Origin of the sequence: Hephaestia mangrovi, from assembly GCF_019880555.1 — a bacterium.
GTDB classification, from domain to species: Bacteria; Pseudomonadota; Alphaproteobacteria; order Sphingomonadales; family Sphingomonadaceae; genus Sphingomonas; species Sphingomonas mangrovi.
Genome location: NZ_JAINVU010000011.1, coordinates 1 through 13,008, shown reverse-complemented (window position 1 = coordinate 13,008; position 13,008 = coordinate 1). Strand labels below are relative to the sequence as shown.

15 protein-coding genes, 1 tRNA gene and 1 pseudogene are annotated in these 13,008 nt (G+C 65.0%); 11 read left to right on the top strand and 6 right to left on the bottom strand.

The annotated features are described in order from the left end of the window. Nucleotides 1-3: 3 nt before the first annotated feature. Complete coding sequence (locus K7G81_RS16820; protein ID WP_369412138.1) at nucleotides 4-753, bottom strand: endonuclease V; 750 nt, start codon at nucleotides 751-753, stop codon at nucleotides 4-6. 372 nt (nucleotides 754-1,125) lie between these two features. Here K7G81_RS16820 and K7G81_RS16815 point away from each other — a divergent pair, with 372 nt between their 5' ends. The 3 genes from K7G81_RS16815 (at nucleotide 1,126) to K7G81_RS16805 (ending at nucleotide 4,058) form a co-directional block, all read left to right on the top strand. Continuing rightward, complete coding sequence (locus K7G81_RS16815) at nucleotides 1,126-1,464, top strand: P-II family nitrogen regulator (RefSeq protein WP_223031990.1); 339 nt, start codon at nucleotides 1,126-1,128, stop codon at nucleotides 1,462-1,464. Between the two features lie 79 nt (nucleotides 1,465-1,543). Then, a complete protein-coding gene (glnA, locus tag K7G81_RS16810) occupies nucleotides 1,544-2,956 on the top strand; it encodes a type I glutamate--ammonia ligase (protein WP_223032028.1) in 1,413 nt (470 codons plus the stop codon). Nucleotides 2,957-3,221: 265 nt separating this feature from the next. Beyond that, a complete protein-coding gene (locus K7G81_RS16805; protein WP_223031989.1) occupies nucleotides 3,222-4,058 on the top strand; it encodes an AIM24 family protein in 837 nt (278 codons plus the stop codon). Here K7G81_RS16805 and K7G81_RS16800 read toward each other — a convergent pair. From K7G81_RS16800 to K7G81_RS16790, 3 genes are all read right to left on the bottom strand, one after another. Further along, nucleotides 4,055-5,293 (bottom strand): arsenic transporter, encoded by a 1,239-nt coding sequence (locus tag K7G81_RS16800; RefSeq protein WP_223031988.1) that lies wholly within the window; start codon nucleotides 5,291-5,293, stop codon nucleotides 4,055-4,057. The genes K7G81_RS16805 and K7G81_RS16800 overlap by 4 nt on opposite strands. A gap of 46 nt (nucleotides 5,294-5,339) precedes the next feature. Next, on the bottom strand, nucleotides 5,340-6,314 hold the full coding sequence (locus tag K7G81_RS16795; RefSeq protein ID WP_223031987.1) for a quinone oxidoreductase family protein: 975 nt from the start codon (nucleotides 6,312-6,314) through the stop codon (nucleotides 5,340-5,342). An 87-nt stretch (nucleotides 6,315-6,401) separates the two neighbouring features. Beyond that, complete coding sequence (locus K7G81_RS16790; protein ID WP_223031986.1) at nucleotides 6,402-7,253, bottom strand: peptidylprolyl isomerase; 852 nt, start codon at nucleotides 7,251-7,253, stop codon at nucleotides 6,402-6,404. A 94-nt stretch (nucleotides 7,254-7,347) separates the two neighbouring features. Between K7G81_RS16790 and K7G81_RS16785 the strand changes: the two genes are divergently transcribed. From K7G81_RS16785 to K7G81_RS17910, 3 genes are all read left to right on the top strand, one after another. Beyond that, nucleotides 7,348-7,438, top strand: a tRNA-Ser gene (locus K7G81_RS16785). Nucleotides 7,439-7,590: 152 nt separating this feature from the next. After that, nucleotides 7,591-8,766 (top strand): tyrosine-type recombinase/integrase, encoded by a 1,176-nt coding sequence (locus tag K7G81_RS16780; RefSeq protein WP_223031985.1) that lies wholly within the window; start codon nucleotides 7,591-7,593, stop codon nucleotides 8,764-8,766. Nucleotides 8,767-8,906: 140 nt separating this feature from the next. After that, nucleotides 8,907-9,041, top strand: coding sequence for a hypothetical protein (locus K7G81_RS17910; RefSeq protein ID WP_255587234.1), 135 nt, complete (start codon nucleotides 8,907-8,909; stop codon nucleotides 9,039-9,041). Between the two features lie 123 nt (nucleotides 9,042-9,164). On the opposite strand, the gene K7G81_RS16775 is transcribed toward K7G81_RS17910, so the two are convergent. Next, a complete protein-coding gene (locus K7G81_RS16775) occupies nucleotides 9,165-9,368 on the bottom strand; it encodes a helix-turn-helix transcriptional regulator (RefSeq protein ID WP_223031984.1) in 204 nt (67 codons plus the stop codon). A gap of 502 nt (nucleotides 9,369-9,870) precedes the next feature. On the opposite strand from K7G81_RS16775, the gene K7G81_RS16770 reads away from it, so the two are divergent. The 5 genes and pseudogenes from K7G81_RS16770 (at nucleotide 9,871) to K7G81_RS16750 (ending at nucleotide 12,834) form a co-directional block, all read left to right on the top strand. Next, on the top strand, nucleotides 9,871-10,770 hold the full coding sequence (locus K7G81_RS16770; RefSeq protein WP_223031983.1) for an ArdC family protein: 900 nt from the start codon (nucleotides 9,871-9,873) through the stop codon (nucleotides 10,768-10,770). Then, a complete protein-coding gene (locus K7G81_RS16765) occupies nucleotides 10,767-11,093 on the top strand; it encodes a sigma factor-like helix-turn-helix DNA-binding protein (RefSeq protein WP_223031982.1) in 327 nt (108 codons plus the stop codon). Before K7G81_RS16770 ends, K7G81_RS16765 begins: the two co-directional genes overlap by 4 nt. 11 nt (nucleotides 11,094-11,104) lie before the next feature. Next, nucleotides 11,105-12,025 carry a HEPN domain-containing protein gene (locus tag K7G81_RS16760; RefSeq protein ID WP_223031981.1) on the top strand — a complete coding sequence of 307 codons (921 nt, stop codon included), beginning with the start codon at nucleotides 11,105-11,107 and terminating at the stop codon, nucleotides 12,023-12,025. 65 nt (nucleotides 12,026-12,090) lie between these two features. After that, nucleotides 12,091-12,366, top strand: coding sequence for an HU family DNA-binding protein (locus K7G81_RS16755; RefSeq protein ID WP_223031980.1), 276 nt, complete (start codon nucleotides 12,091-12,093; stop codon nucleotides 12,364-12,366). Continuing rightward, nucleotides 12,366-12,834, top strand: a pseudogene (locus tag K7G81_RS16750) (YbaK/EbsC family protein). Before K7G81_RS16755 ends, K7G81_RS16750 begins: the two are co-directional and overlap by 1 nt. Nucleotides 12,835-12,844: 10 nt before the next feature. On the opposite strand, the gene K7G81_RS16745 reads toward K7G81_RS16750, so the two are convergent. Beyond that, on the bottom strand, nucleotides 12,845-13,008 hold a 164-nt coding region (locus tag K7G81_RS16745; RefSeq protein WP_223032027.1), incomplete at its 5' end, for a conjugal transfer protein TraD.

The following is a 13,008-nucleotide window of genomic DNA, read 5'->3' as shown; positions in this document are numbered from 1 at the left end:
CGCTTACGGCCGCCGCTCGATATTATCCTCCGCCGCTCGCCGCGCCGCGTTCGCGGCGTCGTGCGCGAGGCGGACCGGCAGCGGCAACCGGCGGCCATCGTTGAGCTTCATCACCCACTCGATCGCGCTCGCCAGCGACACGCGATGGCCGGTGCTGACGTAGATCGGATTGGCCCGCGCGCGCATCCTCAGCGCGACGCCGACCTGCTCGCCACGATCGACCAGCGGCGCGATGTCGCCGGGCGCCGGGCCGAGCTCGCCTTCGATCCGCCCGCACAGCAGGCTCTTGGCGCAACCGATCGCCGGAATGTCCGCCACCACGCCGAGATGCGCGGCGATCCCGCATCGCCGCGGATGCGCGATGCCATGGCCGTCGACCAGCAACAGATCGGGCCGCCGCGGCATCGCATCGAGCAGGGTGACGAGCGCCGGCACCTCGCGAAAGCCCAGATAGCCCGGAACATAGGGGATCGGCGGCACCATCGTCAGGCTGGCAGGCGGCAGCGCCGCGCCGCCCGGCCACGCCACCGGCGCCACCGCGGCGTGGATCGGCCCGCGCGTGTCGCGCCACTTCATCGAGGTATCGACCCCGGCAACCGTTGCCACCGGCCCGATCCGGTCCTCATGCTCCACCGCGTCGGCGATCGCGCGCTGCGCGGCCGTCGCGGCCTTGAGGTCGGCGGGCTTCAGCCAGTCGTCGGGAATCGAATGCGCCATCATGCCGTCAACGTCGCGCGCGATGATTTGGATCACCCTTTTTCACTTTCCTACACGGTTGCCGATGTGCGATGGGGAAGCCTTGCCGATCGATCGAGCGCCTTGCCCGGAGCGTTCGGCGCGCCCGACGCGATCCTCAACCGCCCGGTTGACCGTCGCGTTCCGCGCCGACCAACCATTTTGCCGATTTCTCAATCGGCTAGGGGCTATTTTCGACACTTGGACGGACCCGCTGGATCGAGTCAATTTCGTCAACTTCGCTGCTGCCTCGCCGTGCCGAAATTTTGGGCACGAAGCAGGCGATGCCCTGATTTTCGGCATGGGCTCCATCCTTTCGCCACGCATTTCTGCGGGCTTCGGGCTGGCACGCTCCTTGAAAGGTCACTCGCTGCGGGGAATGGGAATTAGATGAAAAAGATCGAAGCAATCATCAAGCCGTTCAAGCTCGATGAAGTGAAGGAAGCGCTGCACGAGGTCGGCGTGTCGGGGATCACCGTCACCGAGGCGAAGGGCTTCGGCCGCCAGAAGGGCCATACCGAGCTCTATCGCGGCGCCGAATATGTCGTCGACTTCCTGCCCAAGGTAAAGCTCGAAGTGGTGGTCGAGGACGGCCTCGCCGAGCGCACTGTCGAGGCGATCGCCGCCGCCGCGCAGACCGGCCGGATCGGCGATGGCAAGATCTTCGTCATTCCGGTCGAAACCGCGCTGCGCATCCGCACCGGCGAACGCGACGACGAGGCGATCTGACGCCGTTTCATCCGCCCTGCCCGTTCAACGAGAACCCCGGCTTCCACCGGGCCAGTCCAAGAGGAAAGTGACGATCATCATGGCGAACAAGGCCGAAGACATCATCAAGAAGATCAAGGACGAGGAGATCGAGTGGGTCGATCTTCGTTTCACCGATCCCAAGGGCAAGTGGCAGCATTTGACCATGGTTTCGAGCGTGATCGACGAAGACGCGCTGACCGATGGCCTGATGTTCGACGGTTCGTCGATCGAAGGCTGGAAGGCGATCAATGAATCGGACATGATCCTGATGCCCGATCTCGACGCGGTCTACACCGATCCCTTCTCGGCCACGCCGATGCTGATCGTGTTCTGCGACGTCGTCGAGCCGGCCACCGGCGAGGGCTATTCGCGCGATCCGCGCACCACCGCCAAGCGCGCCGAGGCGTTCCTCAAGACCACCGGAATCGGCGACACCGCCTATGTCGGCCCCGAGGCCGAATTCTTCATGTTCGACAACGTCCAGTTCGAAACGGGCTACAACACCAGCTATTTCGAGATCGACGACATCGAGCTGCCGACCAATTCGGGCAAGGAATATGAAGGCGGCAATCTCGGCCACCGTCCGCGCGCCAAGGGTGGCTATTTCCCCGTCGCGCCGGTCGATTCCGCGGTCGACATCCGTGGCGAGATGGTCACCACGATGATGGAAATGGGCCTGCCGTGCGACAAGCACCACCATGAGGTGGCCGCCGCGCAGCACGAGCTCGGCCTCACCTTCGGCACGCTGACGCAGACCGCCGACCGCATGCAGATCTACAAATATGTCGTGCACCAGGTCGCGCATGCCTATGGCAAGACGGCGACCTTCATGCCCAAGCCGATCAAGGACGATAACGGCTCGGGCATGCACACGCACATCTCGATCTGGAACGGCAAGGAGCCGCTGTTCGCCGGCAACGGCTATGCGGGCCTGAGCGACACCTGCCTCTATTTCATAGGCGGCGTCATCAAGCACGCCCGCGCCTTGAACGCCTTCACCAACCCGACGACCAACAGCTACAAACGGCTGGTGCCGGGCTTCGAGGCGCCGGTGCTGCTCGCTTATTCGAGCCGCAACCGCTCGGCCTCGTGCCGCATTCCGTACGGCACGGGCGCCAAGGCGAAGCGCGTCGAGTTCCGTTTCCCGGACGCGATGGCCAATCCGTATCTCTGCTATGCCGCGCTGCTGATGGCGGGGCTCGACGGCATCCAGAACAAGATCCATCCCGGCGACGCGATGGACAAGAATCTGTACGATCTGCCGCCGTCCGAGCTGGTCAACGTGCCGACCGTCTGCGGCTCGCTGCGTGAAGCCCTGGTCGCGCTGCAGGAGGATTACGAGTTCCTGCTCAAGGGCGATGTCTTCACCAAGGACCAGATCGACGCTTATGCCGATCTCAAATGGGCCGATGTGATCCGCTTCGAGACCACGCCGAGCCCGGTCGAATACGACATGTACTACAGCGCGTAAGGCGCGGCCACGACCGCGCCGTTGCGCGAAGCGCATACGCGCTGTCGGCCGGCCTCGCGCAGCGAGGACCGACGAGTTACAGGTGCGGAATGCCCCGCATTCCGCAGGCCATGCCGGGGGCATGGCCGGCCTGCAACTGGCTTCGCCGCGACGGAGACATTCAGGAGGGGCGTCCGGCAAAACCGGGCGCCCTTCGCGTCTTCGGTCTGGAACTGTCGCGTCAACCTGTGATATATCTCGATAACACAGCAATGGAGACCGCTCGATGATCCCGCCCAGCCCCTGGTCGCATCAACGCCGCGACAGCATCGCCGACGATGTGGATTTCGAGATCAAGGGCCAGGAGCTGCAGTTCGTCGAGATCGAGCTCGATCCCGGCGAAAGCGCGGTGGCCGAGGCCGGCGCGATGGTCTGGAAGCATGCCGATGTCGACATGACCACGGTGTTCGGAGACGGCCGCGCGGGATCGCAGGGCGGCGGTTTCATGGACAAGCTGGTCGGCGCCGGCAAGCGCCTCGTCACCGGCGAGAGCCTGTTCACCACCGTCTTCACCCATCGCGGCGCCGCGGGCAAGGCGCGGGTCGCCTTCGCCAACCCCGTCCCCGGCGCGATCGTGCCGGTCAAGCTCTCGGAAATCGGCGGCACGCTGATCTGCCAGAAGGATGCCTTTTTGTGTGCCGCCCGTGGTGTCCAGCTCGGCATCTATTTCCAGCAGCGCATCATGACCGGGCTGTTCGGCGGCGAAGGTTTCATCATGCAGCGCCTCGACGGCGACGGCTGGGTGTTCGCCCAGATGGGCGGCGCGATCGTCGAGGGCGAGCTTGCGGCCGGTGAGGAAATCCATGTCGATACCGGCTGCATCGCCGCGTTCACGCCATCGGTCGATTTCGATCTCGTCCGCGCCGGCGGGGTGAAAAGCATGGTGTTCGGCGGCGAAGGCGCGTTCTTCGCGCGCCTGCGCGGCCCCGGCAAGATCTGGATTCAGTCCCTCCCCTTCGCCCGCCTCGCCGGCCGGATGTTGCAGGCGGCCGGCGGCCATGGCGGCAACAAGGGCGAAGGATCGGTGCTCGGTTCGTTCGGCGATCTGGTGATGGGCAACTAACCGATCGCCAGCCGCGCACCGAGCGCGAAGATCAGCGCCGGCGGCATCACCGCCGCGCCGACCTTGAGGAAGCGCCAGAAGGTCACATCCTCGCCCTCACGGCGGATCGCGGTCAGCCACAGAATTGTCGCCAGGCTGCCGGTGATCGACAGGTTGGGGCCCAGATCGACACCGATCAGCGCCACATCGGTGACCAACCGCCCCGGCTGCGCCTGCGCAAGCGCGCCCAACGCAATCAGCCCGGCGGGCAGATTGTTGACGAGGTTGGAGATCAGCGCGAGCCCGCCCCCCAACGCCGCCGCCGCAGAGGTGCTTGGATGCAGCAAAGTCGCCAATACACCAATCAACCCGAGCCGATCGAGCGCCTCTACCTGCACGAACAGCGCGGCGACGAGCGGCAGCACGCCCCACGAAACGCTGCGGATCGCCGTCCACCCACCCGCGCGGTCACGCACCAGCAGCACGCCGGCGGTGACAGCGCCAGCGATCGCGGTAGGCAGGCCGAGCGGGCGACCGAGCGCAGACATCGCCAACAACAGCAGCGCGGTCACGACGATACCGGCGAGTGCGATCCCGGCCCCGGCGCCGAGCGGCGCGTCAACCGTTTCTAGGCGGCATGAACCTGTCAGGTGGCGGCGCATCACCAGCCGCAGCATCACGAACGTGACGATCACCGCCAGCAGCGAGGGCAATGCGAACGCCGCCAGCCAACGCCCGAGCGGCGGCATCGCCCCGCCATAGAGCACCAGATTGGCGGGGTTCGAGATCGGCAGCACGAAGCTCGCCGCGTTCGCGACCATCGCGCAGGCGAACAGCGCCGGCAACGGATCGGCCTCTGCCCTGCGCGCGGCAGCGAATACGGCGGGCGTCAGTACCACCGCGGTCGCGTCGTTGGACATGAACGTCGTCACGCCGACGCCGATCGCATAGACCAGTACGAACAGCCGATGACGCGATCCCCGCGCCCAACGCACGGCATGGTCGGCAAGCCAGTCGAATAATCCCTCGCGTCGGGCCATCTCGGAAAGCAGCATCATGCCGGCGAGGAACAAATAGACGTCGGCGCCGCGCGCGATGGCTTTCGCCGCCGCACCCAGCGGCATCAGTCCCGCAGCGACCAGCGCGACGGCGCCCGCCCCCGCCCACAACGCCTCGGGCAGCCGCCAAGGCCGCGCCAGCATTGCCGCCGTCGCAGCGAGACAGATCGCAATAGTGGCGCAAGCGGCGGCGGTCATGCGGCGCGAACAATCGGCTTGGCCAACCGCTCCAGCAATTGCGCGCCTATGGCAGCAGGACCGTCGCGCCTTCGGTCTCGCCCGCTTCGAGGCGGCGATGCGCCTCGGCGACGTCGTCGAGCGCGAAGGTCTGGCCGATATCCGGCTTGATGGCTCCCTCGGCGAGCATCGCGAACACCCGATCGAGCGATGCCTGGCGCTCCGCGCGCGTCACCGCGTAATCGAACAGCGTCGGGCGCGTGACGAACAACGACCCCTTGCTCGCCAGCGTGGCGAGCGCGACGCCGTCGACCGGCCCGCTGGCGCTGCCGAAGCTGACGATCAGCCCGCGTCGTGCCGCGCTGTCGAGCGATTGTTGCCACGTCGCTTTGCCAACGCCATCGAAGATCACCGGCACGCCGGCCCCGCCGGTAATCTCCCGCACGCGCGCAACAACATCTTCCTCACGATGGCGGATGACATGATCGGCGCCTGCCGCCATGGCCCGCTCCGCCTTGGTCGCACTGCCGACGGTGCCGATCACCGTCGCGCCGATCGCCTTGAGCCAGCCGACCAGCAGATGTCCGACGCCGCCGGCAGCGGCGTGGACGAGCACCGTCTGCCCCGCCTCCACACGCGCGCACCGCTCGACCAGGAATTCGGTCGTCGCACCCTTCAACAACAGCGCCGCAGCCGTCTCGTCGTCGACATCGCCGGGCAATTTTACCAGGCGATCAGCCTTGAGGTTGCGGTGCGTCGCATAGGCGCCGAGTTCAGGCCCGAACGTGCCGACTCGATCGCCGACGTCCAATCCGCTCACCTCCGGCCCCAAGGCTTCGACCACGCCGACGCTCTCCGAGCCGAGCCCGCTCGGCAACGCGATCTTGTAGCTGCCGCGCCGATGATAGATATCGATGAAATTAAGCCCGACCGCAGTCGATCGGATGCGGACCTCTCCCTCGCCAGGCTCGGGCAGGTCGCGCGTAACCCATTCGATTACTTCCGGCCCGCCGGTGCTGCTGATCTCGGCAATCCGCGCCATGTCTATCTCCCGCCTGCCTTGCCGCGCCCGTCGCCGGCCGATCCGAGAACAGCCGTCATTCCTACCGGGTTCCGTCGCCGGGATGGATCAAGGCGCCTGCCGTGTTGCAAGCGGCACGTCGCATACGTCGAGGCCGCCCAACGATACGGTCGGCGGCTTCGGATTTTCCTTTGCCGCAACCATCGCCGCAAAGCGCGGATTATCGGCCGCGCGATATTGATAATGCGGCCGCTCGGCAGCCGGCATGTCGCTCGCCAATCGTACAGAGACGATTGGCGTCGCCTCGCCGGCATCGGCATACATGCCCATCTCGGCGCGGCTACGCGGCAGCGCCGCAAGATAATCCATGCCATCGATCACGCGGCCGACGATCGTGTAATTGCGATCGAGCCGCCGCGCCGACCCGCCCAGCGGCACGAACAACTCGCTGCCGGTCCCCGTGTCGGGCGAGGCATCACGCGCGACGCCCACGGTGCCGTAACAATGCGCAAGCCAGGCATGCGCCCCGTCGGTCGCGACCGGCCAGCCATCTGCAGTGATGCCCGAGACAGTGGAATAGGCATCGGATTTCGCCATCCTCACCGCCGGATCGAACGTCGCGATTTCATATTCCGCAGCGGGCCGCGCGGCGACATCCCGCGGCAGCGGCTTCTTCTCGGTGACGTCGCCCCATTGCACCACCCAATTGTCCTGTACCCGATAAATGCTGGTCCCATCCCACCAATGAGCGAGCGCCAACCGGCCCACGTTCGCAACGTGCTCCGGCGCGTAGCCTGGTGCGAGCCGAATGATTACTTGCCTGCCGCCGGCGAGTGTCATGACCAACAACCGGTCGTCGGGAATCGCCTTCCAATCGGCGGCGACGGGGTCGGATGGCGCCGCGACAGCTGTCGCCCGGTCGGCGGCTAGCATGAGAAAGGCGAGCGAAAGGATCGGCATGATCGAGAGCTTGGCACCCGATCGCGCGACACGCAATCGTCACGGCTTGCCGATCGCGATCGCAACCGCTAGTCGCCGCCGTTCCAGAGCATGCGGAGCGGTGGCCGAGTGGTCGAAGGCGCTCGCCTGGAAAGTGAGTATACGGCAAAACCGTATCGAGGGTTCGAATCCCTCCCGCTCCGCCATTTTGGTCCTTTTTAGGCCTCCCCAAATCCGCAAAAAACCGCTAAAAACCAAGAGAAATCGGTGGTTTTTTGATCCCGCTCGATTTCAAGACATCCGACACCATCCCCACAAAAGTGTGGGGTAAAGTGTGGGGTAAAATTGGAGAGCGACGGTGGGAAAGCTTACGGCAACAAAGATCCGAGCTTTGAGCGAAGCCGGGCGTCATTCTGACGGCGACGGACTTTTTCTGGAAATGAATGGCAAAGCGTCGGGGCGTTGGTTTCTGCGAGTGCAATCCGGTGGGCGCCGCCGCGACATCGGTTTGGGATCACTAAAATCTGTATCGCTTGCCGACGCTCGCGAAGCGGCGTCCATCATCAGAAAGAAGATTGCCCAAGGCATCGACCCGGTTGCCGAACGCAAGCAAGAGCGGCTCGTCATCCCTTCGTTCCGCGAGGCCGCGAAGTCGGTTCACGAAGAACACAAAGAAGGCTGGAAGAACGGCAAACATCAGCAGCAGTGGCTGACCACGCTTGAAACGTACGCTTTTCCATCGCTTGGCGATCTGCCCGTCGACGAGATCGAGGGGCCCGCCATCCGCGACGTGCTCGCGCCCATGTGGTTGAGCAAACCCGAAACCGCGCGGCGGGTCCGGCAGCGCATTGCCGCCGTTCTGGATTGGTCATGTGCCAAGGGGTTTCGTGCCACCGAGGCACCGATGCGGTCGATATCGAAGGGGTTGCCGCGGCAGCCGAAGAAAGACGGTCACTTCGCGGCTATGGCCTATGTCGACGTTCCAGGCTTTGTCGCCGAACTTCGCACCCGCGTGTCGGTCGGTCGGATAGCACTTGAGGTCTTGATTCTGACGGCAGCCCGGTCGGGTGAGGTTCGCGGGGCGACCTGGTCCGAGTTTGATCTCGACAAGCAGCTCTGGACTGTTCCGGCCGAGCGAATGAAGATGGGGCGCACGCATGCCGTTCCTTTGTCGACGGCAGCAATCGACGCGCTGTCGCGTGCGGAGCAGTTTCGTGTGGGTGCGAGTGATCTCGTCTTTCCCGGACAGAACGTGAAACGGCCGATGTCCGATATGACCCTGCTCAAAATCCTTCGCGACATGGATCTGGGCGTCACGGTTCATGGCTTTCGGTCCGCGTTTCGCGACTGGGTTGCCGAACGCACCAACTATCCAGGAGAGGTTGCCGAAGCCGCGCTGGCGCACACCGTCGCTAATAAGGTCGAGGCGGCCTACCGGCGCACCGACTATCTCGATAAGCGGCGGCTGCTCATGCAGGATTGGGGATTGTTTTGCGGAGGCGAAGGCGGTGCCGGGGCAGGCGAGAAGTCATAGCTGAGCCGATGTCGTGACAGCGTCGCAGGATGGGTTCATAGGGACGCGTGTGACGGGAAGAACGCGCTTCAACCGTCTACTGACGGCTCAGTCGATACATCCCATTTTCAAGTTAGGCACTCGAGCGAAAGGGGACGACCATGGCAACCGTGTATGACGTTCCTTTGACCGAGCGTGATCTGAAGGCAAAGCCGCGGCCTGATGTGGCCCGCAAGAAGCTGCGCGACCAGATCAACGCCAAATACGAGAACACGCTCCGCTATCTTGGGCGTTGAGCCCCTTACACCAGCTGTACGAACGCCTCATCCATTTCCTTGAGGATTGGCCAGAGGGCTGATCCTCTCGGGAGTGCGATAGCCGTTCTCGCGCCAAGGCGGGGCGAGAACGTGACGGATGCGTCAGCAATCCTCGCTTTGGTAAAACATCGGGTTCTTCAACCACTCGAGGATGGCGGACTCTCGCCAGCCCGCGCAGCGCTCCGCGATCCGTACCTGTCGAGGGAACGTCCCCGCCTCGATCTTGCGGTACAGCGTCGAGCGGCTCAGCCCGGTGCGATCGAGCACCGTGTTCAGCCGGAGGATGCGGTCGGGGGTATCGGTCATGGCATGATCCAATCTGGTCTGTGGTGAGGTCCGACAGGCAGAATTGGCTCGCTTGCTTCGAGCGCAAGAGGGCGGAGTCTGAGTGGCACCAGACGAGTATCGATGTGCATTACAGGCGCACCCTTGGCTTCCAGGATCAGAACGAATCTGGCGTCTCCCGCCGTTGGCGTGACCGCGCTCTACGTCGCATCCGCGCCGCCGGGCCGCTGACGCGTCCCGGTCCATTCGGATGAGGATCGCATGACGCTGTGGCCGGTGCTGCGCCCCGGCATGCGGACACCCGCGTCGGCGGGTGGCGTCTGGCGCTGACCGCGCGTCGATCTGGCGAGGTGGGCGTCGCTACCCGTTAGGCCCGCCGCGGCGTGCCGCAACCCGCTACGCGGGTCCTCCTCTTCGTTACGGCCCTTTGGGTGCTGCCCGCCGCTCGTGCGGGCCTGCCGGTCCGCTCCTGCCGCCCACCCCGCCATTCCGGCGCCGGTTGCGGTGGTTGGGAGTAAGGAAGATGGAAAAGAGCGAGCGGCAGAGCCTCTATGCCGAAGTGACCGCGCGGGTGATCGCCGAGCTGGAAGAAGGGCGGTTGCCTTGGGTGCAGCCTTGGGACGCGGCGGCATGTCCGTGCGCGATGCCGGCCAATGCGGTGACCGGGCGGCGCTATTCGGGGATCAATGTCCTGATCCTGTGGGCGGGCGTGATCAGTGGCGGATTTCGCTCGCAGCGCTGGCTGACCTACCGACAGGCGCAGGCGGCGGGCGGCAACGTCCGCAAGGGGGAGCGGGGGACGACGGTCTGCTATGCGGATCGCTTTACGCCCAAGGACGAGGTTGAACGCGCGCGCGACGAGGATCGCGAGGCGCGGCAGCTGGCGTTCTTGAAGCGGTTCACCGTGTTCAATGTTGCGCAGTGCGAGGGTCTGCCCGAGCGGTTGACCGAGCTGCCCGAGCTGCCCGAGCTTCCGGCCGAGGCTGATATCCTGCCGGACGTGCAGACGCTGATCGAAGCGAGCGGCGCAGATTTTAGGATCGGCGGCGGCGAGGCCTATTATTCGCCGGGTGGCGACTATGTCGCGGTGCCGCCGCAAGCAGCGTTCGGCGAGCCGATCAACTGGTATCGCACCGCGCTTCACGAGCTTGGCCATTGGACCGGACATGCAACCCGGCTCGACCGTGACCAACGCGGACGGTTCGGCAGCGCCGATTATGCGCGTGAGGAGCTTGTGGCGGAGATGGCGAGCGCGTTCGCTTGCGCGTCGCTGGCGATCCGGCCGACCGTGCGGCATGCCGATTACATCGCCAGCTGGCTGAAGGTGCTGCGCGACGACGAGCGCGCGATTTTCCGCGCAGCGAGCGCGGCCAGCAAGGCGGCGGATTACCTGCTCGCGTTCGCACCGGAGGCGGGAGCGTGAGCGGGTGGGCGGGTAATGCCCGCGTTCGCCGCCGGCTGGTCACGGCGCTGGCGCAGCTGCCCGAGCATCAGCGCGTGATCTACGTTGCGCTTGCCCGCGATGGGCTGACCTACGACGTGCTCGCCGAACGGCTTGGCGTCGGGGTGGACGAGATCGAGCGCGACTTCGCTGCCGCGCTGGCGACTCGCCGACGCGATCGACAAGCCAGCGACGCCGTGGCGGTACCGGCTGTTTCGCTTGATCACGTCGAAAGGGTCAAAATGACTGTAACCGCCTCGCCGGCGCTGCCGGCGAGGCTGTTCGCTGCGCTATCATGCCGTTAGGATCATTGCCAATGCGCACCGATCTCGATCATCTGCCGCCCGCAAAACAGCGCGAGCTCGAGCGCGTCGTCGAACTCCTGTTCGAAGAATTCGAAGACGCGACCAAGCTGGCGACCGGCAAGCGCAAGGCCGGTCGCATTCTCAAGATCATTCTGTTCGGCAGCTATGCGCGCGGCGGCTGGGTCGACGAGCCGCATACCGAAAAGGGCTATCAGTCCGACTACGACCTGCTGATCATCGTCAACCAGGATGAGCTCACCGATCGAGCGACCTATTGGTACCGCGCAGACGAGCGGCTGATGCGCGAGATGACGATCACCAAGACACTGCGCACGCCGGTCAACTTCATCGTCCACACATTGCAGGAAGTGAATGACGCGCTCGCGCATGGCCGGTTCTTCTTCATGGACATCGCGCGCGATGGCGTCGCGCTCTACCAAGCCGACGACAAGCCGCTGCATAGCCCGCGGCCGAAGACGCCCGAGCAGGCGCTGGAGATGGCGCGGGAGTATTTCGAGGAATGGTTTCCCGCGGCGATGAAGCGCTATGAGGGCGCGCGCTTCTATCTCTCGCGGGGCCACCTGAAAGACGCCGCTTTCGATCTGCACCAAGCTGTCGAACGGCTCTATCACTGCGTCCTGCTCGTCAGCACCTTCTACACGCCGCACGTTCACAACATCGGCTTCCTGCGCACCCAGGCCGACAAGCTCGACGCGCGGCTGGTGCACGTCTGGCCGCGCACGACACGCCAAGATCGGGCGCGGTTCGAGAAGCTCAAGGACGCCTATGTGAAGGCGCGCTACTCCAAACACTATCGCATCACCGAGGAAGAGCTGGCGTGGCTCGGCGAGCGTGTCGAGGAGCTCGGTCGCGCGGTGCAGGAAGTATGTGCCGAACGCATCGACGCGCTCAGGAATGCCGCTGGCACGTAAGCCCGCCCGCTGTTGCCGACCTGGGCCGATTCTTCCTAAGCCGCACCACCAACAAAGGAGGTTTTATGAACAACACCGATCTCGCCGAGCATCTCGCCACCGCCCACGGCATCACCAAGGCCGATGCCCGCAAATATGTCGACGGCGTCTTCGCCGCGATCGCCGATGCCGCCGCCAAGGGGGACGAGGTTGCGCTCAACGGGTTCGGCAAGTTCAAGGTGAAGGACACGCCGGCGCGCCAGGGCCGCAATCCCTCGACCGGCGAAGCGATCCAGATCGCCGCGTCGAAGAAGCTCGCATTCACGCCCGCCAAGGCGGTCAAGGATAAGCTCAACGGCTGATGGGGCTGGACTCGGTCCGCGCGTTTCTCGACGCGCGAGCACCCGACATCGCCGTTATCGAGCAGGCTTCGAGCACGGCGACCGTGCTCGAAGCCGCCGCCACGCTCGGCGTCGCGCCTGGGCAGATCGCCAAGACGCTGTCGCTGCGCGTCGGCGAGCGTGTGTTGCTGATCGTCACAGCGGGTGACGCGCGGCTCGACAACCGCAAAGTCAAGGACACGCTCGGCGGCCGGCCGCGCATGCTCGGCGTTGAAGAGGTCGAGCAACTGACCGGTCACCCGGTCGGCGGCGTATGTCCGTTCGGTTTGGCGAGCCCGCTTCCGATCTATTGCGACTTGTCGCTACAGCGGTTCGACGAGGTCTATCCCGCCGCTGGCAGCCGCACCGCGTCGGTGCGGCTCACGCCTGATCGGCTTGGTCGAACTTGTCAGTGCGGAATGGGCCGATCTTTGCTCGAACGCCGAGTAGCCGGGCGCGGCTAATCGACTGCATCGAACGCGCGTCGACCACGCCGTCGCCACAGTATCAGCAACTGATCCCGTTCGGCGCTGCGCAGCTTCGCCGCCGCCTCATCGAGTAGTCCGAAGATCACGGCGCGATCATCGTCAGTCAGCTCGACCAGCCCGGCTTTGGCGACGAGGC